The 21,403-nt window shown below is 69.8% G+C and carries 20 protein-coding genes; 16 read left to right on the top strand and 4 right to left on the bottom strand.

All coding sequences use genetic code 11. The annotated features are described in order from the left end of the window. The first annotated feature begins 41 nt into the window (after positions 1 to 41). The 6 genes from LH076_RS06935 to LH076_RS06910 are packed head-to-tail and all read left to right on the top strand — an operon-like array spanning position 42 to position 8,560. Positions 42 to 1,625 (top strand): TIGR02677 family protein, encoded by a 1,584-nt coding sequence (locus tag LH076_RS06935; RefSeq protein ID WP_227783253.1) that lies wholly within the window; start codon positions 42 to 44, stop codon positions 1,623 to 1,625. Beyond that, entirely contained in the window at positions 1,622 to 2,974 is a 1,353-nt protein-coding gene (locus LH076_RS06930) for a TIGR02678 family protein (protein ID WP_227783252.1), read from the top strand. Before LH076_RS06935 ends, LH076_RS06930 begins: the two co-directional genes overlap by 4 nt. Next, complete coding sequence (locus LH076_RS06925; RefSeq protein ID WP_227783251.1) at positions 2,971 to 4,989, top strand: hypothetical protein; 2,019 nt, start codon at positions 2,971 to 2,973, stop codon at positions 4,987 to 4,989. The genes LH076_RS06930 and LH076_RS06925 overlap by 4 nt, the downstream gene beginning before the upstream one ends. Next, on the top strand, positions 4,990 to 7,227 hold the full coding sequence (locus tag LH076_RS06920; RefSeq protein ID WP_227783250.1) for an SbcC/MukB-like Walker B domain-containing protein: 2,238 nt from the start codon (positions 4,990 to 4,992) through the stop codon (positions 7,225 to 7,227). It begins immediately after the preceding gene. Further along, positions 7,224 to 7,985, top strand: a complete 762-nt coding sequence (locus tag LH076_RS06915) for a TIGR02679 domain-containing protein (RefSeq protein WP_265333840.1) — start codon at positions 7,224 to 7,226, stop codon at positions 7,983 to 7,985. Before LH076_RS06920 ends, LH076_RS06915 begins: the two co-directional genes overlap by 4 nt. After that, complete coding sequence (locus LH076_RS06910; protein ID WP_415753201.1) at positions 7,898 to 8,560, top strand: DUF2399 domain-containing protein; 663 nt, start codon at positions 7,898 to 7,900, stop codon at positions 8,558 to 8,560. The genes LH076_RS06915 and LH076_RS06910 overlap by 88 nt, the downstream gene beginning before the upstream one ends. Positions 8,561 to 8,716: 156 nt before the next feature. Here the strand turns inward: LH076_RS06910 and LH076_RS06905 are convergent, their stop codons facing one another. From LH076_RS06905 to LH076_RS06895, 3 genes are all read right to left on the bottom strand, one after another. Continuing rightward, complete coding sequence (locus tag LH076_RS06905) at positions 8,717 to 9,490, bottom strand: hypothetical protein (protein ID WP_227783249.1); 774 nt, start codon at positions 9,488 to 9,490, stop codon at positions 8,717 to 8,719. Continuing rightward, positions 9,483 to 10,145: a hypothetical protein gene (locus LH076_RS06900; RefSeq protein WP_227783248.1), complete on the bottom strand. Its 663-nt coding sequence runs from the start codon at positions 10,143 to 10,145 to the stop codon at positions 9,483 to 9,485. Before LH076_RS06900 ends, LH076_RS06905 begins: the two co-directional genes overlap by 8 nt. 261 nt (positions 10,146 to 10,406) lie before the next feature. Beyond that, entirely contained in the window at positions 10,407 to 12,320 is a 1,914-nt protein-coding gene (locus tag LH076_RS06895) for a flavin-containing monooxygenase (protein WP_227783247.1), read from the bottom strand. A gap of 93 nt (positions 12,321 to 12,413) precedes the next feature. Between LH076_RS06895 and LH076_RS06890 the strand changes: the two genes are divergently transcribed. The 7 genes from LH076_RS06890 to LH076_RS06855 all read left to right on the top strand — a co-directional run bounded on the left by LH076_RS06890 (position 12,414) and on the right by LH076_RS06855 (position 18,555). Then, positions 12,414 to 13,460, top strand: coding sequence for an alcohol dehydrogenase catalytic domain-containing protein (locus LH076_RS06890; protein ID WP_227783246.1), 1,047 nt, complete (start codon positions 12,414 to 12,416; stop codon positions 13,458 to 13,460). A gap of 5 nt (positions 13,461 to 13,465) precedes the next feature. Then, positions 13,466 to 14,368: an alpha/beta hydrolase gene (locus LH076_RS06885; protein WP_227783590.1), complete on the top strand. Its 903-nt coding sequence runs from the start codon at positions 13,466 to 13,468 to the stop codon at positions 14,366 to 14,368. Then, entirely contained in the window at positions 14,365 to 14,940 is a 576-nt protein-coding gene (locus LH076_RS06880) for a TetR/AcrR family transcriptional regulator (protein ID WP_227783245.1), read from the top strand. Before LH076_RS06885 ends, LH076_RS06880 begins: the two co-directional genes overlap by 4 nt. Before the next feature lie 42 nt (positions 14,941 to 14,982). Then, a complete protein-coding gene (locus LH076_RS06875) occupies positions 14,983 to 15,489 on the top strand; it encodes an SRPBCC family protein (protein ID WP_227783244.1) in 507 nt (168 codons plus the stop codon). Between the two features lie 96 nt (positions 15,490 to 15,585). Continuing rightward, positions 15,586 to 16,335, top strand: coding sequence for a ZIP family metal transporter (locus tag LH076_RS06870; protein ID WP_227783243.1), 750 nt, complete (start codon positions 15,586 to 15,588; stop codon positions 16,333 to 16,335). A gap of 316 nt (positions 16,336 to 16,651) precedes the next feature. Beyond that, positions 16,652 to 17,719, top strand: a complete 1,068-nt coding sequence (locus LH076_RS06860; RefSeq protein WP_227783242.1) for an NAD-dependent epimerase/dehydratase family protein — start codon at positions 16,652 to 16,654, stop codon at positions 17,717 to 17,719. Positions 17,720 to 17,949: 230 nt separating this feature from the next. Next, entirely contained in the window at positions 17,950 to 18,555 is a 606-nt protein-coding gene (locus LH076_RS06855; RefSeq protein WP_227783241.1) for a flavodoxin family protein, read from the top strand. Here the strand turns inward: LH076_RS06855 and LH076_RS06850 are convergent. Further along, positions 18,540 to 19,109 (bottom strand): TetR/AcrR family transcriptional regulator, encoded by a 570-nt coding sequence (locus LH076_RS06850; RefSeq protein ID WP_227783240.1) that lies wholly within the window; start codon positions 19,107 to 19,109, stop codon positions 18,540 to 18,542. The two genes, LH076_RS06855 and LH076_RS06850, sit on opposite strands and share 16 nt — an antisense overlap. An 87-nt stretch (positions 19,110 to 19,196) precedes the next feature. Between LH076_RS06850 and LH076_RS06845 the strand changes: the two genes are divergently transcribed. The 3 genes from LH076_RS06845 to LH076_RS06835 are packed head-to-tail and all read left to right on the top strand — an operon-like array spanning position 19,197 to position 21,362. Next, positions 19,197 to 19,553 (top strand): hypothetical protein, encoded by a 357-nt coding sequence (locus LH076_RS06845; RefSeq protein WP_227783239.1) that lies wholly within the window; start codon positions 19,197 to 19,199, stop codon positions 19,551 to 19,553. Further along, entirely contained in the window at positions 19,550 to 21,070 is a 1,521-nt protein-coding gene (locus LH076_RS06840) for an MDR family MFS transporter (protein WP_227783238.1), read from the top strand. The genes LH076_RS06845 and LH076_RS06840 overlap by 4 nt, the downstream gene beginning before the upstream one ends. 25 nt (positions 21,071 to 21,095) lie before the next feature. After that, the gene (locus LH076_RS06835; protein WP_227783237.1) at positions 21,096 to 21,362 is read left to right on the top strand and encodes a hypothetical protein; all 267 of its coding nucleotides are present in this window, start codon (positions 21,096 to 21,098) and stop codon (positions 21,360 to 21,362) included. The last annotated feature ends 41 nt before the right edge of the window (positions 21,363 to 21,403 follow it).

Here is a 21,403-nt window from a genome sequence, read left to right as displayed (position 1 = left end):
GGTCGGCGTACTGTCCAATCCGGCAGCGGGCCCCCGACCGGATGAGCTCCGCCCAGACGGGAGGCGGTGAGATGGCACCGGACGCCACCGGCACAGACGCATTCCTCGACGTGCCCACCGACCGGCAGCGACTTGACCTGTACCGGTACGTGACCGCGGACAACGCGCGGGAGTACATGGCTCTGATGCGCCTGTTCACCGAGACCCTCCTGACCGACCTGTCCGCCGCCGAAGCCCACGAGCTGCTCGACCGGGACGGCATCATCCTCGACGTCGACGAAGTCGAGACGCGCTGCCGTCAGCTGGTCGCCTGGGGCAACCTCGTCCCCTCCATGCGAGACGCCCGCGTCGCCACCGTCACCGAATGGCTCCGCTCCCGCTCGCGCTACCAGGTCACCAAGCTCGGCGGACGAGTCCAACGGGACGTAGACGCGATCCTGCGCGCCAGCGACGGCGCCCGCGAAGTAGCCCGCGAGCTCCTCGGCGGCACCGTACAGACCCTCCAGAGGATCCTCGACAACCTCACCGGAGCCGGTGACGTCGACGCGCTCGCCGCCGACGTCACCACAGTGTTCAGCAACCAGCGGCTCTTCTCCGACTCCGCGGCCGACTTCTACGCCTACGTCCAAGGACGCCTCTCCCGTTACGACCTCGGCCTTCCCGAGTATCGGGCGTTCAAGGAGATGCTGCTCGACTACGTCGACCTTCTCACCGCCGACGTCACCCGCCACGCCCCCGCCATTGCTTCGCTCCTGGAGCACGTCGAACCGCACCTGCCCGACCTCATCGCCACCCTCGACGCCCTGCCCCGGCTCATCGATCCCGAGGGGAACCCAGCCGAACGATCGCCCGGCCGCAGTCGCTCCGACTGGGACGACCTGACCGCCTGGTACACCGGCCGACGCGGACGCTCCGGCCCCGACCAGCTGCGCAACGCAGCCGAACAGGCCCTCGGGCAGCTCATCGCGAACGCGAAGCGGATGCTGTCCGCACCTGGCACCGGTGTGTCTCGCCGCGCCGACCTGCTCCGCCTAGCCGGCTGGTTCGACGGCACCGACACCGCTGGCTGCAAGCGGCTGTTCGACGCAGCGTTCGGCGCCTACCCGTCACGGCACCTCCTCCTCGGACCTGAGGAGGATGACGGCCGTGCTGGACCGACCACCTCATGGTGGGACACCGAACCGGTCGACGTGCCCCTGTCGCTGCGCGAACGAGGAGACCGGTCCGCCCGCGGCCGTTCCTCCCGTGTCCCCGACCCGGCCATGGACCGCGAGGCCCTGCTCGCCGAAGCCGCCGCCGAAGCTGCACGGAAGAAGGCCGCCGCCGCCGAGCTCGCCGCCACCGGCAACCTCCACGGCGCCCGCCTCACGCCCGTGGCCCGCGACCTGCTTCTGGAGCGGCTCGGCGACCTCCTCGCGATTCACCAGGACCTTGAGGAGACGATGACGTCGACCGACACCGACATCGACCTGGTGATCGTCGCGGCACCCGCTGACACCCCGACCGTCATCCGCTGCGACGACGGGCTCCTGATCATCCACGACCTCACTGTCCAGGCCACCACGACCGGGCTGCGCGCAAGCCGCGATCAGGAGCCGGCCGACGTCACCGAGGGCGCGTCATGACGACTGACGCCGTTCCGCTGACGAACGCCGGCACCGCGACCCGAACGCAGGCCGAGGCAGAACGCCGCGCCGCGGCCCGCGCCCTCCTGGCGCATCCGGTCCTCACCGCAGCCGAGCATCCCGAAGAGATGGCGCTGGTCCGCCGACACGCGACCGCCCTGAAGCAGACGTTTTCCACCCAGCTCGGCTACCCACTCGTCATCGAGTCCAGCTTCGCGCGGCTCGCCAAAACCCCGCTGCCCGCCGACGCACCTACCCGCGGCGCCCGACGCAGCAACGGCGTCGACTTCACCCCACGCGCTTACACCCACCTCGCCCTGGTGTGCGCCGGGCTGCTCGCACCCGGCATCGGTGAACAGGTCCTGCTGTCCACCCTCGTGGGCCAGCTGCGCGCCGACGCAGCATCCGCAGGCATCGCCGTCGACGACTCCATCACCGACCGCCGCGCCCTCGTCGCCGCCGTCGACCTCCTTGTCGGCTGGGGCGTCCTGGTCGAGACCGACGGGTCCGTCGCCGCGTGGGGAGAACGCCGCGAAGAGGCCCTCCTGACCGTCAACCGGTCATTGCTGCCGCACCTTCTGTCTCGCCCCCTGTACACACTGGGCAGCCCGGACGAGCTGTGGCAAGCGGACCCGGACGCCCGCGAGAAGCCTCGCCTCGAACTTCGGCGCCGGCTCGCCGAGAACCCGCTCACCCGTCGCGAGGACCTGACCGAAGCCGAAGCCGACGTCCTGTCCCGCGAACGTCGCGACGTCGCCCGAGCCTTGGAGGACCATTTCGGACTCATCCTCGAGGTGCGGGCCGAAGGCGCCTTGGCCTACGACCCCGACGAAGAGCTCACCGACGTCGGCTTCCCCGGGAACGGCACCATCCGTCAAGCGGCGCTCCTGCTCCTCGACGCGCTCACCGACAACCTCCGCCCCACTGCCGGCACCGCCATCAACGTTCCCTCCAGCCGAGCCCCCGTGAGCGACGACAGTGAGGACGGCGAGGACGGCGAGGCGAACGGCAGCCGCACCCGGCACGTGCCCGGTGTCCTCGCCCCGTGGGAGATGGTCGCCGAAGAACTCGAGGACCTGACCGGCCGCAACGCCAGGTCGTGGCGTGCCGACGTCTCCGGCGACCTTGACCGGCTGCGAACCGAAGTCGTCGACCTTCTCGAAGCGGTCTCTCTGGTCACCGCCACCAGCGACGGTCTCGCGCTGCACCCCGCCTGCTTCCGGTACCGGCCCCAACCGGTCCGCTCCCCCGCCCGATCGCGGCGCGCCACCGGCGGCGAACCCACAGACGCACTCGACTCGAGCAGCATCGAGCCTTCGCTCTTCGACACCGACTCGGAGGTCCCATGACCATCACCGATCTCAACCCGCCCCCACCCTCGCCCTCGCCGGCTGACACGGTCGAGGACCAGACTCCCGCTCAGCACCACCCGTACCGGTGGCGGATGCGGCGCGCGGGCATCGTCAACGTCTGGTACTACTACGACACCGAGTTCGACCTGTCCGGCGGCCGGCTCGTGCTCCGCGGCACCAACGGCTCCGGGAAGAGCCGCGCTCTGGAGATGCTGCTCCCGTTCCTCCTCGACGGCGACCGCCGCAAGATGGACGCGACCGGGGCGAACAAGGTCCGCCTTCAGGACCTCATGAAGGCCGGAGGCGACGGGCAGGGGAACCGGCCCGGGTACCTGTGGCTCGAACTCGCCCGAGACCTCGACCCGGACGATGAGGAGGACGCCGAAGCGATCGCCAGCGGCCGTGACGTGGCGTACCTGGCGATCGGCGCGTTCCTTCGGTACTCCTCGGCCACCACCGACATGAAAGCCTGGTACTTCATCACCGACCTCCGGGTCGGGCACGATCTGCACCTGCTGTCCCCGACTCGCGACGCGCTCAGCCGCGAACAGCTCACCGTGCTCATCGGCCCGGCGCAGATCACCGACTCGCCGACCGCCCACAGAGACCGGGTCCGTACCGCAGTGTTCGGACTCACCGGCGAAACCGGCAGGGAACGGTACGACGGGTTCCTCCAGCTCCTCCACACGCTCCGCTCGCCCGACGTCGGAAACCGCATCGAAGAAGGGAAGCTGCCCCAGATCCTGTCCGAAGCGCTCCCGCCACTGAGCGAAGCAGCACTGAGCGCCGCCGGGGAACAGCTAGACGGACTCTCCGAGACCCGGAACGCCCAGGAGCGGCTCGAGTCCGCCCGCAACCACGTCCGCAACTTCCTCGACACGTACCGCCGCTACGCCGCCGGCGCCCTCACCGTCACCGCCGAAGAAGCATTCGCCGCAGCCACCGCGGCATCACGGGCCGTAAAGGACGCGACTGCCAAGAAGACCCGCCACGAGACCCTCGTCGACGAGCTCGCCGAAGCGAAGGCCACCGTTGGGGAGTTGACCGACGCGGTCATCGAGCTCGAACGGACCATCGCCGGCATCAAGGCCTCGAAGGCGTACGCCGACCAGCGTGACCTCGACGAACGAGGCAAGCGAGTCGACGCGCAAGGAGCCTCCGCTGAGGTCTCCCTGCGCGCCGCCGAACGAGCCCGCCACGCCGAAACTGCCGCGGCTGACGCCACCAGGGCCCTCGCCCAAGACGTCCTCGCCCAAGCTCGCGCCGTTGTCGCCGAACTCGAGCACGTGCACGAGGCGCTGACAGCAACCGGTCTGGCCATCGCGCTGCCCGAACCTGTCGACGCGCACACCACGACCTCCCTTGCCGAAGCCGACACGGTTCGCGTGGCCCGCTACCAGGACCCGCAACCGGTGACCCGGCCGGTCGCGACACAGGTGAGCGTCGGCTCCGCTACCCCCGCCGACCTTGCCGCCCACCTGGGCCGCACCCGCACCGCAGCAGGAGAGCGGCAGCGTCACGCCGCCAGCCGGCTGGCCACCGCCCGTGCCCTCGACACCCAGCACGGCGAAGTCACGAAAGCGGAGTCCGCCGCCGCGGCCGCAGCCCAGCGGGCCGAGGTAGCAGCAGCCAGCGCCGGCAACCGCGCCGCCGCTCTCGACGCAGCGGTCTACGAGTTGCACCAGGCGTGGAACGCGTGGCTCGATGACCCCGACACCACCGAAGCGTTCGGCACCGGTATCGCCTGGGCGACCTTCGACGCCCTTCAGGACTTCCTCGCCGACCCTGGACAGCTGACCGTTGTCGAGGCGAGCCCCGAGATCACCGCGCACCTCGACTCCCTCGACCGTGTTCCGCAACTGGCAGCCAGCAACGCCCGCAGCCGCCACAACGTCCTGCTGGCCCGGCTCGACGACGCCGACGAGCGCGACCAAGAGACCCGCGCCGAGCTCGGCGCCGAGAAGGCGCGGCTCGAGTCCGCCATCGACCCGGCGCCGGACGCTCCACCGTAGGTGCAGCCCACACCCGAAGGCGAGGTGCCGCTGTGGCGGGCCGTCAACTTCGACGACGACGTCCCCACCGTCGACCGCGCCGGCATCGAAGGCGCCTTGCTCGCCTCGGGGCTCCTGCTCGCTACCGTCACCGCCGACGCGAACCTCCGTGCCCCCGACGGGCAGGTTCTCATCCGTCCCCACGGCAAGCTTGCGTCGGCTCCCGTCACAGGCGTCCTGGTGCCCGACGACGCATCCGGGCTTCCCGCCGCCACGGTCACCGCGATCCTCGAGCGGATCGGGTACGGCGCCGAGGCCGGAACGATGTGGGTCGACGCCGACGGGTCCTGGGGAACCGACGTGCTGGCCGGACGCCACCAGCCGAACGCCGCTGAGCACATCGGTGCCGCCGCCCGCGCCGCCGCCCGCGCGCGCCGGCTGGCCGAGATCGCCGAGCAGCTGACGGCTCTCGACGAGGCAGCACAGGCCCGGCAGGGCGCACGAGAGGAGGCGCAAACCGCACTGGAACGGATCGACGACCGGGCCCGGAAGGCACCCGTCACCCGCGACGTCTCCAGCGCACGAACGAGCGCCATCGAGGCCGCAGGCCGCGCCGAGTCCGCGCGAGAAGATGCCGACAAGGCCGCCCGCACCGCCGAGGACCACCGGTCGCAGTGGGCCGCAGCGAACGCCCGGCACATCGACATCTGCAGCCATTTCAACCTCCCGACCGGCAGTAACGAACTGGCCGAGGCGTTGAACGCTCTCGCCGAAGTGGACCGGGCCTGCGCAGCGGCGGTCCGGACTACCCAGGAGCTCGACCGGAGGCTGAGCCTGCACGCCGGTGCGGTCGAACGGCTCGCAGGCGAACGTCAGTCCCGGCACCAGCTCGAGAAGGCGGCGGAGGACGCCTGGACGCTGTGGCACGGGGAGGCGACCGAGCTCGAGTCGATCCGCGAAACGCTCGGCGGCGACGCGGCGGAAGCGCTCGCAAACCTCAAGGAAGCGGAAGCGGCGTTGAAAGACCGCAGCAGCGAGCTCAGCACCGCTCAGGGGTTCTTGGCGCCCCTTCAGCACGACTGCGGAGTCGCCGAGAGTCAAGCAGCCACCACCGCCGACAACGCGGAGATTGCCCGCACCGATCTCGCCGCAGCAGCAGGACGGCTGGTCCGCCGTTACGCGCTCGCGGGCCTGGTGGCAGCAGCCACCGGCAGCAGCCCGGAGCCACTCGAGCTCCCGGACGTGGGCGTCGCCACCGTGCAGGCGGCCGCGAACCGGGTCCGTGCGGCAGTCGGCGCAGGCGCTGCAGCGGTGAGCGACACCGCGGTTACCCGTGCCGAGCAGGTCTTGGACCATAATCTGACCGGCACCTTCGACGTGACAGTCGACGTCGAGGACGGCGTGCACCTGGTCGAAGTGTCCGACGCGTCCGGCACCCGGACGGTCGCCGAGGCAGCCGACGAGCTCGACCGGTTGTGCCAGCAGGGGCGGGACGCGCTGTCGGACCGTGAACGGCGCGTGTTCACCGAGTTCGTCCTCGGTGGAGTCGCCGAAGAGCTGCGCCGTCGCATCGCACAGGCCGAGCACCTCATCGACGACATGACCCGCCGGCTGGGCACCATCCGCACCAGTCACGGGATCGGCGTGAAGCTGCGGTGGCGCCTGGCCGAGTCCGCCGACGGCGACATCGCCCGCATCAAAGAGCTCGTCGCCACCGACGCCCGAGTCAGGTCACCGGAGAGCACCGCCGAGCTCACCGAGCTCCTCAAGGCACGCGTTGACGAGTCGTTCGCCCTCGACGCATCCGCCGGGTTCGCCGCCCACCTGCGCAAGGCACTGGACTACCGCGAATGGCACTACGTCGAGGTCTTCATCCTGGGCCCGACACCCGGCCTGGAACGCCGCATCGCGCGGCGGGCGAAGCTGTCCCAGGGCGAGATCCGGTTCGTCTCCTACGTGACGCTGTTCGCCGCCATCGACGCCTACCTGTCCGGCCTGCCTGACGCGACGCGGGCGCTGCGGCTGATACTTCTCGATGACGCGTTCGCGAAGGTCGACGACCGTACGATCGGTGAACTCATGGGCCTCCTGGTTCGTCTGGACCTCGACTTCGCGATGACCGGTCACGCCCTGTGGGGCACCTACCCGCAGGTCCCGAAGCTCGACTGCTACGAGATCCGTCGTGTCGAAGGCAGCGCCGCAGTCACCACGCACGTCCACTGGGACGGCCACAACAAGCACCTGCGAGCCGCCCGGTGACGAGACCGGCGACCGGCACACCGCAGGAGCGGCCGCGTCTGGGACCAGACCTGTGGGCGTTCCTGACCGACCCGTGCCTTGCCCCGCTGTGGGAGGAGGTGCGCAAGCGTCTGGAACGCAACCGGCTCCGGGCCGCCGGCGTGGTGAGCGTCGACCTGGACGATGCAGGTGCTGACCGGTTGTCGGGGCTCTTGGGCCGCAACACGCGCCCGGGACGAGTCCGAGTCCGCCTCGCTGACCTGGACCGCGCTCTGCGCGGCTCGGCCGCAGCCGCGGGCCTCGTGGCGGTGGTGAGCGACCTGGTTGGTCGGCCGCTCGTGGACCGGACGGCTGCACGGGAGGATGCCGCCCGGGTCCGCGGGGACACGATCGGGCTGCTCGATGCGACGCTCGCTGACGCGGGCCTGGCCGATGCCGCGTGGGTGCCCGGCTTCGTCGAGGCCGTCCGCCGGGCAGGACTCCTGACCCGCGCCGGCGACGGTGCAGCAGCCGCCATCATTGGTGCGGGAGCGGTGCTGGCGGAGATGCGTGCCGCCGGCGTCCTGAGCTCCGCGCCGCCAACCGGTGATGGCCCCGTGTCCGGATGGGAGCTTGCCGAGCTCGCGAGCTCGCGAGCCGCTGCACCGGCGACGCGCACGGCCTCGACGACGGTCGTGTCGCCGCGGCGCTGGTGCTGCGCGCCGCCGCGTCAGTGTTCGAGGTTGCGGTTCCAGAAACCGCGGCCAGACGCCGAGACCTGTGGGGACGGCTCGGCGTAACGACCGACCACGTGTCCGGCACCGTGCTCGTATGGGCGCTGCGACCACCCGGGAACGACGCGTGGTCGGTGATGATGCGGTCCCGCGCCGACCTGGGCGTCGTCACTCACCTGACGTTGCAGGAGCTCCGCGGGCCGGCCGCCACCGTGCCCTCCTTGTGCTCGGAGGGCACGGCCGTGTCGATGGTGGAGAACCCGCAGGTGCTGCAGGCGGCCGCGAAGACCGGCGTTCCCGGCGTGCTGTTGTGCACGTCGGGGAACCCGTCGACCGCGGGGTGGCTGTTGTTGCGCCGCCTGATCGCCGACGGGATGCCGGTCCGCTATCACGGCGACTTCGACTGGCCAGGTGTTGCGATTGCGGGCCGGGTGCTCGCGGCGGGCGCCGCGCCGTGGCGGATGGCGGCGGAGGACTACAGCGCCGCGGTTTCCGGCTTGCCGTCGGACGCGAGGCTGGCGCTGTCCGGCACGCCGGTTGGGACAGCTTGGGACACGAGACTGGCCGTCGAGATGGAGCGCCGTGGTGTCGCGGTCCACGAGGAGCTGATCCTGGCGACTCTTCTCGACGACCTCCACTGACCGTCGCTCTGGACCGACCGCGCGGTCGCTCCTATTGTTCGTCAAGCCGCTGCGGGGTCCCCCTGCACGCGATTTGAAGAACCCGCGGCGGGCGCGAGCGATCTTCGATCCGCCGCCCAGCGTCGTACAGCGAACGATGCTCTGGGTGCGCGCAGGTCAGGTCGTGAGGATTCGGAGGGCGACTTGCCCGTCGGCCCGTCTGTCTGCGGGCAGCGCCCGCCAAGCCTGGGCGCCATCATGCAATGCCCCGGCGAGCGCCGTCAGTCGTGACCTGTCTGACCCGGCGAACTGCGTACGCAACGCGTAGGGGTCCTCGATGACCGCCAGCAGCAGCACTGCGTCGTGCAGATGACGTTCCTTGTCGCGGGAGTCGGTTTGATGGGCAGCCGCCTTGAGGATCAGGGCGCCGAATACTGACGGCACGCTCACCGTCGTGGTGCGATCAAGAGTGATCTGCAGGCGTGCGTTGATGGTTCGCCGCAGCGCCTGAGTCCCACCTTCGATCGCCATCATGTTCTTCCCGCGCAGCTTCTCGACTACCCGCGGCGCCACGTGGTCTGCGACGAGCACGTCGACGACGTCGGTGGCGCTGGTGACGAGGTCGACGTGCGACTCAGCGCGAGTGAAGCGATGGGCGATGTTGTTCCGCTCGTTGATCGACGGACTGAACTCGTAGCCGATCGATTCCAGTGCGCGGGCGGCCTCCGACGCGACGCCGCGAGTCGTCTCCACGTGCAGCACGATGTCGACGTCGTTGGTCGGCCGCAGAGCGTCGATTCCGCCATGGATGCCGTGGAGTTGTGTCATGAGGCCACCGACCAGAGTCCACTTGTCATGCGGGAGCACGGCTTCGATCTCGGCGACGTTCGGCCATGGGTCGGCCCAACCTCCAGGAGGGCTAGCGACTTCGATGGTCGGGCGGTCACTCACGGAAGTCCTCCAACGCCCGATCGAGCGCAACCAGTCCAGCCCGCCGCTCGCGCACATCCAAGGACTCCGCCAGGTCCAGTGCCGCCAGAACCGCCCCACGTTCAGCTAGGTCGCGCGCCACGTCCAGGTCCATCGTTGTTGCGCGCAGCGTGACGCGACCTTCGTCGTCCCGAATCAGTCCGTGACGCGACACGACACCGTCGACATCGACATTCCGGAGGTACCCGTCGATGTCGTTCGTCTCCGCGAGTCCGAGCCGACTCGCCACATTGGCGGGTTGCACCAGCTCCGTCAGCAGGTACCGGCCAGCACTTGAATGAGCTCGATAGCGGGTAACGACGGCTCTGTCACGGGCGCGTTCGACCAGCTCCGTGCTCGAAAGTTCACGGAGCCGTGCCTTCAACCTCGTCCGCTGTCTCTGTCCGAGCCACTGCGCCTCAGCGCCGGCGAGCAGCGCGACTGCTCCCCATGCCGTGCGCTCTGACCACGCCCGCCGGCGTGAGTCGCCACGCACAGCCAGGAATCGATCGACAGAGGACTCGTCGATCACGCCGCGGGCGACCTGGCGCAGGTCTCCCTTGGCGACGAGGTGCTGCACCTGTCGCGTCGAGACGCCCAGCCGCTCGGCGACTGTCGACACACCCACGAGACTCACGACAAATAGTTTCGCATATGCGAAGTTGTCTGACCACGGCCGCCGGGCGAAGTGGTTGAACTCGTAAGTCTTTATCAGCTGGGGCGTGGGCCGCGAGCCGCCCAGATGCCGACCTGCGGCCCCAATGCGGCCCAAGCGGACGATTTCCTCGCGTTTTCGCAGGTCCGAGGCACGTTCGAGCTCTGCTACGGCGTCTGAGTTCCAGTGGTACGACGGCCCGTCCTGCTTCGGCAGGGCGGGTCGTTTCGTTTGCCGAGCAGGTTACGTCCCGACGACGTACTCCGCCGGGCTGACGTCCTTGGTCCAACCCCAGTAGTCGACGAGGCGGAAGGGGTTCAGCGAGACGACCTCACCGGCGTCGTTGCGGTAGTAGTTGTGCCGGATGTGCGGGGAGGCCCAGACCTTCCGGCCCATCTCTTCTCGCAGGCGGGCGTCGTACTCGTCGACCACCTCCGGACGGACCTCGATGCTGCGCCCGGACGCCTCGGCCAGGATCTGCAGGCAGCCCATCATCATGCGCACCTCGCACTCCGAGGCGAAGATGATGCTGCCCCCGCTCGCGAGGTTGGTGCCCGGGCCGTAGAGCAGGAAGAGGTTCGGGAAACCGGGCACGGTCACGCCCAGGTGGGCGCGCGGCCTCCTCCCCCAGAACTCGTGGAGGTCGACGCCGTCGCGGCCGGTGACCCGCATCGGCATCAGGAAGTCGTTGGGACGGAAGCCGGTCGCCCAGATGAGGACGTCGGCCCGGTGGTGGACGCCGTCGGTGTCGACGACGCCGTCCGCCTCCAGCCGCGCCACCCCGGCGCGGACCAGCTCGACGTTGTCGCGCTTCAGGGCACCCAGCCAGCTGCCGTTGTCCTGCAGCGTTCGCTTCCCGGTGGGCGGGTAGTCGGGGACCACCTTGGCGACGAGGTCGTCGCGGCCCTCGAGCTGACCGACGATCCAGTCGGTGAACATGGTGCGGACGATCTCGTTGACCTCGCTGACGGAGCGTTCCTGGGCCTCCCACGCGGGGTCGACCTCCGCCGCGGCGATCCCTGCGTCGCAGCCGCCCCAGAAGATGAGGAACCGGAACCAGCGGCCGTAAAACGGCAGGTGACGGATGGCCCAGCCGACGCCCGGACCGACCGCGTCGTGGTAGCCCGGATTCGGGAACATCCACTGCGCCGTGCGCTGGATGACGGTGAGTGAACCGACGGTGTCGGCGATCGCGGGCGCGGCCTGGAAACCGGTCGCACCTGCGCCGACCATGACGACGTCCTTCCCGGCCAGGTCGACGTCGTGGCGCCACCGCGAGGTGTGGAACGCAGGGCCGTCGAAGTGCCCGGGTACGTCGGGGACGTTCGGTCGGTTCAACTGCCCCACGGCGCTGACGAGGACGGCCCCCTCGACCTCCGAGCCGTCGTCGAGCCGGACGCGCCACCGGTTCGCCTCCTCGTCCCACGTGGCCTCGAGCGCCTCGCGGCCGAAGCGGACGTGCTCGTCGATGCCGTGCTTGTGCATCACCTGCTCGAAGTACGCCCGGAGCTCGGGCTGGCGGGCGAAGTACTCCGTCCAGTGGTCCGCCGGCTCGAAGCTGTAGCAGTAGAAGTGGTTGGCGACGTCGACGCGTGCGCCGGGATAGGTGTTCTCCCACCAGGTGCCGCCCGGCCCCTCGTTCTTCTCGATCACGACGATGGGGAAGCCGGCCTCCTTCAGCCGGATAGCAGCGAGCAGGCCGGACATGCCGCAGCCGATCACGATCGCCGGCAGCCCGGAGGCTCCGGGCAGCAGGCCGGTCGCACGCTGATCCAGGCCGTCGAGCTCGAGCTCCTCTGCCATCATCGGCACGTACTCGGGCCCGACCGCACCGCCGACCGCGAAGTTCATCATCTCCTGGAGCATCGCGGCGTCGACCGGCTCCGGCTCGGGAAAGCCGCGGCGCTGCCAGTCGAGGACCAGCTGGAGCGCGAGCGCACGCGCCGCCTCCTGGTCCTCCTCGGGCATGAAGCCCTGGAACTCGTTGAGCATCGCCCCGGCCGGCCGCAGCTTTCCGCGCAGGAGCTCGGAGCGTGCCGAGGGCTCGGCCATGTGCACGCACGAGAGCAGCAGCGCGGGGACGGACAGGTCGGCCAGGTAGGCGGCCACCTCGCGCTCGGTCTCGCCGAACGGAGCGCCGCTGTGAGGATTGCGCACGAGCGCCAGTAGACACTTTCCAACTGATGTCTACAAGGTCTAGGGTCCGAGTCGGTCCGACGTGGCGCGGACCCTCGAGACGAGGAGACAGCGATGCGCTCACTCATCGTGACCGGCCAGGGCCAGATCACCGTCGAGACCGCCCCGGACCCCGTCCTGACCGGACCCGACGGTGTGATCGTCGCCGTGTCGACGGCCGCCGTCTGTGGCTCGGACATGCACTTCTACGACGGCGACCTGCCCTACTTCCCCGTCGCCCTAGGCCACGAGGCCGTCGGAACGGTGGTCGAGGCAGGTGCGGACGTGCGCTCGGTGGCCGTCGGTGACCGGGTGCTGGTCTCCTCGGTGGCCGGCTGCGGCGCGTGCAGCGGCTGCGCCACGGGCGACCCGGTCCGGTGCGTCGCCGGACCGCAGGTCTTCGGGTCCGGGATGCTCGGCGGGGCGCAGAGCGAACTGCTGGCGGTGCCCGCCGCGGACTTCAACGTGCTCGCGGTGCCGGACGGCCTCGACGACGATGCGGCCCTCCTCCTGACCGACAACCTGAACACCGGATGGGCCGCCGCACAGCGTGCCGATTTCGACCCGGGCGCGGACGTGGTCGTCCTCGGGCTGGGCGCGGTCGGCCTCTGCGCGGTGAAGTCGGCACTCATGCTGGGCGCAGGGCGCGTGTTCGTGGCCGACCCGCAGGCCGGTCGGGTCGACCGCGCCGTCGGGTTCGGTGCCACCGCACTCACGCGCCCGACTGTCGAGGCCGTGCTCGAGGCCACTGGAGGTCGCGGGGCCGACGCGGTCATCGACGCGGTCGCGGTCGACGGCTCCGTGAATGACGCCTTCGGTTCGGTGCGGTCCGGCGGGACCGTCTCGGTGGTCGGCGTACACGGCATGGAGCCCTACCCGCTCGACCTCCTGATGGGCGTCTTCCGCAGCATCACGCTGCGGATGACCACCGCACCGGTCCAGGCGACCTGGCCGCAGCTCGTCCCCCTGCTCCAGGCCGGACGCCTCGACCCGTCGGGCATCTTCACCCACTCCTTCGACCTCGAGGACGGCGCGGCGGCGTACGCCGCGGTTGCGGACCGGAGCGCGGAGACGGTCAAGGTGCGGCTGCACCCCGGCTCCTCGGGAACCAGCACACCGTGAGCCGCATGGCGTGCCGCGGCGACATCCTTGCGACGCTGGATCCTGAGCTGCGCAGCATCGCTCGGTTCCTCCCGCTGGGCCTGGGCCTGCAGCGGGGCCTCCGGTTGCCTCGCGCGGCCAGTCGGGTGGTCGCCGTCATCGGCGCCGTGCGCGGGGTCGAGACCGCCGAGGTCATCCCCGGCGTCACGGTCCGTGTGCACCGACCGACGGCAAGCGGCCCGGCGCCGACCGTCCTGTGGCTCCACGGCGGCGGCACGATCGTCGGCTCGGCAGCCCAGGACGACAAGTGGTGCCGGCGTATCGCCGCCGAGCTCGGCGTGGTGGTCGTCGCGGTGGACTACCGACTGGCACCGGAGCACCCCTACCCGGTGCCGGTCGAGGACTGCTACGCCGCTCTCCAGTGGGTGGCCCGCCAATCCTGGGTCGACGCGACGCGCCTCGCCGTCGCGGGCGCCAGCGCAGGCGGGCTCCTGACGGCGAGCGTCGCCCGGCTCGCGCGCGACCGCGGCGGCCCCCGCCTCGCCGCGATGGCCCTCGCCTACCCCATGCTCGACGACCGGACTGGCTCCGTACGCTCGGGGCGCCGGTGGCTGATGTGGTCGGAGCAGGACAACGTCATCGCCTGGCGTTGGTACGTCGGCAGCGGCGACACCAATCCAGCCTCGCCCGCCCGCTGGACCGATCTCGCTGGGTTGCCGCCTGCCTGGGTCGGCGTCGGGACCTCGGACATGCTCCACGACGAGGCGGTCGCGTTCGCGCCGAGCCTGGTGGGTGCCGGCGTACCGACGACGCTCGAGGTCGCCGACGGCGGTTACCACGGCTTCGACCAGATTTCGCCGGGCGCCGCCGTCTCCCAGCGGTTCATCACCAGCTTGTTCGACCACCTGCGCACCCATCTCGCGCCATGAGTCAGGAGCAGCCGGCGCGGGAGCGGATCCTCGACGCGGCAGAGTCCTGCCTGCGCGAGCTCGGCATACGGCGTACGACGATGGCGACCGTTGCGGAGACGGCCGGCATCAGTCGGGCATGGCTCTACCGGCACTTCCCCGGCAAGGCGACACTGGTGGCCGCCGCCCTGATCCGTCGCGACGAGGAGTTTTGGCGCGAGGCTCAAGAGGCAGTGGATGCTGCGCCCGGCTTCGCGGCCAAGATCGCCGCCGCCCTCGTCATGACGGTGCCCGATCCCCTCGGCCCCCTCGCCGTCGAGCTGCGACAGCGCGAGCCGGAGGCCTTCGCGGCCGTGATCGGCAACTACGTCGAAGACGTCATGCCGGGGCTCTCGTGGTTCTGGCGCCGGCAGATCGAGGCCGGCATCGAGGCAGGCGAGCTGCGAGCGGACCTCGACGTGGCCGGGGCGACGGAGTGGGTCCTGCGGATCGTCGTGTCGCTCGTCCACCTGCCCGGAGCCGCCGTGGACGTCACCGACGCCGCCTCCCTGACGCGCTACCTCGACACCTACCTCATGCCGGCGCTCGTATGAGCGTCGTCCTTGCCACAGCCCACCAGTGAAAGGAGGCCCCTGATGGGTTCCACCATGCATCCCTGCAGTCGCGTCGAGCTGGACTTCCTTGAGACCGCTCCGAGCCGGTACTCCAACAGCGTCGAGCTCGCCATCACGCCGGAGCAGCTCTTCCAGGTCCTCGCCGACGCCGAGGCGTGGCCACGCTGGGCGAAGGTCATCACCAAGGTCACGTGGACGACACCGCTCCCCCGCGAGGTCGGCTCGACGCGCACGGTCCACATGTGGGGCGGGCTCGTCGGCGACGAGGAGTTCCTCGTCTGGGAGCCCTACCGGCGTATGGCCTTCCGATTCAACGAGGCGTCGGAGAAGTCGATCGTCGCCTTCGCCGAGGACTACGTCGTCACGCCGACCGCGCGCGGCTGCCGGCTCACGTGGACGCTCGCGCTCGAGGTGCGCGGCCCGGCGCGCTTCACGCTCGCGCCGACCCGTCCGCTGCTTGGCCTCACGTTCCGCTGGTTCCTGCGGAACCTGCGCTCCTACACAGACCGGCGGTTCGCCGTCCACTGAGCTGGCCGTGCATGTGGGTCGCTTGTCCGGGGTACCGCGGAACCACCATGGTCGGCCGATGGCGTCGACTGGTGATGAGCGACCGAAGGAGTTCGTGTGCCGACCTGGATCGAGGCGGGGCTGTGGGGACTTCTTGCTGGTGGGGCGTTGGTGGTCGGCGCGGCGGTCGCATGGTTCGTCCGCGTGCCGAAGCCGGTGGTTGCCGGGGTGATGGCGTTCGGCGCTGGGGTGCTGATATCCGCGCTCGCCTTCGACCTAGTCGACGAGGCCGAGAAGACCGGCGGCCTCACGGCTACGGCCGTGGGGTTCCTCATCGGTGCCGGCTCCTACGTGACCGCCAACGTGGTGCTCGCCCGCCACGGTGCCCGTCACCGGAAGCGAAGCGGGGAGCAGCAGCCTTCGGAGGATGAACAGGACGGTAGCGGCGCGGCGATCGCGATCGGCGCACTGCTCGACGGCGTGCCCGAGTCCGTGGTGCTCGGGCTGTCACTCCTCGGTGGAACCGGCGTCGGCGTACCGGTGCTTGCCGCCATCTTCATCTCGAACCTCCCCGAAGGGCTGTCAAGCTCGGCCGGGATGAAGGCCAACCGCCGCAGCGCTGCTTACGTGTTCGGTGTCTGGATCGGCATCGCGGTAGCCAGCGGCCTGGCCGGCGCGATCGGCGTCCTTGCGCTGGACGGCGCCTCCGGCGGGACCATCGCCTTCATCACCGCGCTCGCGGCCGGCGCGATCCTGGCGATGATCTCCGACACGATGATCCCCGAGGCGTTCGAGCGGGCCCACATCCTCACCGGCTTGATCGCCACCCTCGGCTTCCTCGCCGCGTTCGCGCTCGAGAGGGCCTGAGAGGCGTACCGCATCCCCGGTCTGGGACGCCCGGAGCGTCGTACGGACCGATGATCCCGACTATGAGCGGCTCTTCGCGCTGTGCAACCAGGCCAACCGCGGCACGTTCGCGCAGTACCGGAAGCGGACGACGCGGCCGCTGCCGATCGTCGTCCTGGCGTGAGCGACTAGAGGAACGCGGCCGCGGCCTTCGTCGGGTGTGTAACCACCCGAGGCTGGGTACGGCACAACTCCACTCCGGCCGCGGGTCCGATTCACCCGTGACCGGGATGGGCCTTCGACAGGCTGTGCCGAAACACTGACAAGTGAGGACCCCATGCGGATCGCAGTGACAGGTGCCAGCGGGAACGTTGGCTCAGCGCTTCTGCGCCGTCTTGTCGGTGAGGGCCATCATGCGGTGGGGGTGGTTCGGCGACCGCCCCTCGGTAGTGGTCATCCGTTCGACCGAGTTCAGTGGGTATCCGCCGACCTGTCGGACGACTCCGCCCTGACACCGCTGCGTACAGCTTTCGGGGGCGCGGACGCGGTCGTCCACCTCGCGTGGGGGTTCCAACCCTCACACGAGCAGGCATACCTGGAAGAACTCGGGCTGGGCGGCACCAGGCGCGTCGTCGAGGCGGTTCGAGCGACCGGCGTTCCACACCTCATTCACTTGTCCTCGCTCGGCGCCTACGCACCCAAGCGCGACGACGACCCGGTTGACGAGACGTGGCCGACCAACGGCATCCCGACGTCGTGGTACAGCCGAACCAAAGCCGCAGCCGAGCGCCTCCTGGACACCTACGAGAAGGAGGACGGTGCGGCGCTGGTGACCCGCATGCGACCCGGCATCATCGGCCAACGAACCGCCGGCAGTTCACTCCTGCGCTACGGGGTGCCCGGCATCGTCCCCGCACGAACCCTGAGATGGCTCCCCGTCCTGCCACTCGATTCGAGGTTACGCGTGTCGATGGTTCACAGTGACGACGTCGCCGCCGCTATCGATCTGGCCCTGCAGCGCCAGGCGGCCGGCCCATTCAACCTCGCCGCAGACGACCCTGTCACCGCAGCCACCATGGCGGAGGTGATGGACGCGAGACTTCTCAGTGTCCCCTCTGCTGCCCTTCGGGGGCTGGCGTCGGCGTCGTGGCGCGTGGGAGTGCAGCCGGTGGACCCCGGATGGTTGGACATGGCGTTCTCGATACCACTGCTGGACGCATCGCGAGCGAAGGCCGTACTCGGGTGGCGCCCGACAAAGGAGGCCCGGGAGGTGTTCGCGGAGACGATCTCCGGGATGCTCGACGGCTCGTCCGATGACACGCCTGTGCTGCGCCCTCGCAGTGTCCCTGCCTCGCTGCGCACCGCGATGCGGCGCGGCCCGGTGGCACACAGGCGTCGCCCCTGAGAGGCTGGGCACGTGAATCTGCCGTCCCAGCGTGACGTCTTCCTGAAGACCCTCGAGTTGCACGCAGGCGATCTATAAGCGAACGCATGACTGCTGGGGCGGACTCATGGTCGACGCCGCCGAACTCATTGAGATCCTCGGTGCGGTGACGACGGACGTCACCGAGCCGAGCTGACCGGCCCAAGGACCGGTGAGATCATGCGGGCGGGCACCTCGGGTACTGCCACGCCATGCCCCTCACCGCGCTCGTCCTGTCCTGCACCCTGAAGAAGTCGCCAGCCGAGTCGAGCGCGACGTTGATCGGTCACGAGTTCCTCGACGCCCTCGGCGACCACGACGTGACCGGCGAGGTCGTCCGGGTCGTCGACCATGACGTGAAGTTTGGCGTCACCACTGATGAGGGCGACGGCGACGCGTGGCCCGAGATCCGGGAGAAGATGCTCCACGCCGACATCTTCGCGATCGCGACGCCGATCTGGCTCGGCCAGCCGGCCTCAGTCGCCAAGATGGTGCTCGAGCGCCTCGACGCCGAGCTCAGCGAGACCGATGACGCAGGCCGGATGTCGACGTACAACAAGGTCGCCGCCGTCGCCGTGGTCGGCAACGAAGACGGCGCCCACCACGTGACGGCCGAGGTGCTGCAGGCGCTCAACGACGTCGGCTTCAGCATCGCCGCGAACGGGTCGACGTACTGGGTCGGCGAGGCGATGCACACCACCGACTACCAGGACCTCGACCCCAAGCCGGAGAAGACGACGTCCACGACAAAGACCGCGGCCGCGAACACCGCGCATCTGGCTCGGCTGCTGGCCAGCGACGCCTACCCGCCGGCGTAGGTCGCCTCGATCGCCGGCACCACGACCTCCAGGGCGTCCTCGAGCGAGAGGCTGGCGAGCGGCTCGACCTGGATGACGTAGCGGGCGACGGCGAACCCGAAGAGCTGGCCCATCGCCGCTTGGAGGCCGACGACGGTCGACATCGACTCCAGGGTCTGGCGAACGATCGCTGCTGCGGTGGCACTCTCTCCGGCCGCACGCGCCAGCGCACGCAGGGCCCGGCCCGTGGCGGGGTGCTCCCACGCGCCGAGGTAGGTGGTGGCCAGGAGCCGACCGCGCTCGCCGACGGGAGCGCCATGCAGGCGGCTCAGCAACTCCTCCGGCAGCGTCTCGAGCACGGTGAAGGCCGCCGCGAAGAGGCCCTCCTTCGAGCCGAAGAAGTGCGTCACGAGAGAGGGGTCGACCGCGGCGGCCAAGGCCACGGAGCGCAGGCTGGTCTGGGTGTAACCGTGCGATGCGAACTGGTCGCGCGCCGCGTCGAGGATCGCCTCGCGGGTGTGCGACTCGCCAGCCCTTCGGCCGCGTGCTCGTCCTGAGCGCAGCTCTCGCACCACGCTCCTATCCTAGACGGACAATTCATCACCGTTCTAAATTGTTCGAACGTTCTGGTCATCACGAGCACCGGAGGACATATGAGCACCATGTTCGACACGTACCGCAGAAACTGGCCGAGGGTCGGCGCCGTAGAGGCGATGGCCCTCGGCGGCGCCGGCGTTCTGGGCTTCACGCGGAAGAAGCCGGGGAACCTGCGCGCCCTGGCCGTCATGAACTCGATGACGATGTCCGCCCACCAGTACAAGGAGTACGTCGACCCCGGCTATTTCCCCGGCCCGATCAGCCGCGCAGACTGGGCGAAGTCGGCAGGCGTGCTCGCGGCCTTCTTCGCCGCCGGCGTCATCGCGCCGAACGCCGCGTTCGCGCGTCGCGACTCGCCGTACGCCGTCTCTGATGTCCAACTCGGCAAATACGGCCTCGACCGATCAAGGAGCCACTCATGAGCACCACCAAACCTGCGGCGTCGGACAAGCTCGACCGTAGCGTCATCATCACGGGCCTGGTGATCGTGTCCGGCCTGATCATGGTGGTGCTCGACACCACGATCGTGAACGTCGCACTCGACTCCCTGAGTGACGACCTCGGCGCAGGGCTCTCCACCACGCAGTGGGTCGTCACCGGCTACCTGATCGCGGTCGCGCTGGTCATCCCGATCACGGGGTGGGCGATGGACCGGTTCGGCTCGAAGCCCACGTGGATCATGGCCGTGACGTGCTTCGTGCTCGGCTCGGCGCTGTGTGCGACGGCATGGTCGATCGAGTCCCTGATCGCGTTCCGCATCCTCCAGGGTCTCGGCGGCGGCATGCTGATGCCCGCCGGGCAGGCGATGATCGCCCGCGCCGCCGGACCCAACCGGATGGGCCGCGCCATGGCAATCCTGGGCGTTCCGATGCTGCTGGGACCCGTGTTCGGCCCGGTCATCGGTGGCCTCCTCGTCGAGTACACGACCTGGCACTGGATCTTCCTGGTCAACGTTCCCGTCGGCCTCCTCGCCATCGCGCTCGCCGTCTGGAAGCTGCCGTCGGGCGACCACGTCGATGATGTTGGCCGACTGGACTGGCTGGGCCTCGTCCTTCTCTCGGGCAGCCTTGTCTGCCTGCTCTACGGGCTCTCCGAAGCCTCCACCAAGGGCGGGTTCGGCGACAGCGGAGTCCTCGCATGGCTGATCGGCGGAGCCGTCGGCCTCGGCCTCTACACCTGGCACAGTCTGCGCAAGGGCGCTGACTCGATCATCGACGTCCGACTGCTCACCAACCGCGTCTTCGCCGGCGGCACGGTGGCGATCTTCCTCGTCGCGATCGGCCTCTTCGGCGGCATGCTCCTGCTCCCGCTCTACTACCAGACCGTCCGCCAGCAGGGCGCCCTCGACGCCGGCCTGCTCCTCGCTCCCCAGGGACTCGGCGCGATCGTGGCGATGGTCCTCGCTGGACGGCTCACCGACCGCATCGGCGCCGGCTGGGTCGTGCCCGTGGGGGTCGTGGTCGCGCTCATCGGCACGTATCCCTTCACCCAAGTCGGTGTCGACACGTCGTACACGTGGCTGAGCCTCATCCTGTTCGTCCGCGGCATCGGGCTCGGCTCCGTGATGATGCCGGTGATCTCGTCGGCCTATCAGGACCTGAACCACGACCAGGTGTCCCGCGCCGCGCCCACGCTCTCCGCGATCCAGCAGGTCGGCGCGTCCCTGGGCAGCGCTCTGCTCGTCACCGCGCTGACCCAGCGGCTCACCAACCAGCTCGCCGACCACGGCGTCCAACTGTCCGGAGGAGGCGGGTCCGACCAGCTGAGCTCGATCCCGGAGAAGGTCATGCCCGTGGTCGGTCCGATCATGGCCGGTGCCTTCGGTTTCGCCTTCTCGGTCGCGTTCGGCCTGACGGCGTTGATCTTCCTCCCCGCCCTGTTCCTCCCACGCCACGGTTCGAGCGGCGACGACGAGCCGGCGGCGCCCTTCGCGGCCTGAGCGCTCCTGGGGCTAGCCTCCTCGTGTGAGGTCGCTTCTCCTCAAGGCCCTCGCCCGCCAGCTCGGCGGGCCGACGGGTCGTGTCGGGAGTGTCGTGATGAGCGGGCTCAACAAGGGCAACGCCTTTGCGATCCGCGGGGCGGTCGAGGCGCTCGGGCTCACCGGCGACGAGACGGTCGCCGAGCTGGTCACCGCGTGCGCGGCCGCAGGGTTCACGGTGGAGCGCCGGCAGCTGGGCGGCGGAGACGTGACGAAGCCGGCGTACAACCTCCTGGTCGCCACGAGGTACTAGTACCGACGTGGTGGGTACATGAGCCTCGACCAAGGAGGCAC

It is taken from the genome of Nocardioides sp. Kera G14, assembly GCF_020715565.1.
Classification (GTDB): Bacteria; Actinomycetota; Actinomycetes; order Propionibacteriales; family Nocardioidaceae; genus Nocardioides.
The sequence above is the reverse complement of the archived record's forward strand: the minus strand, read 5'-3'. Positions and strand labels throughout refer to the sequence as shown.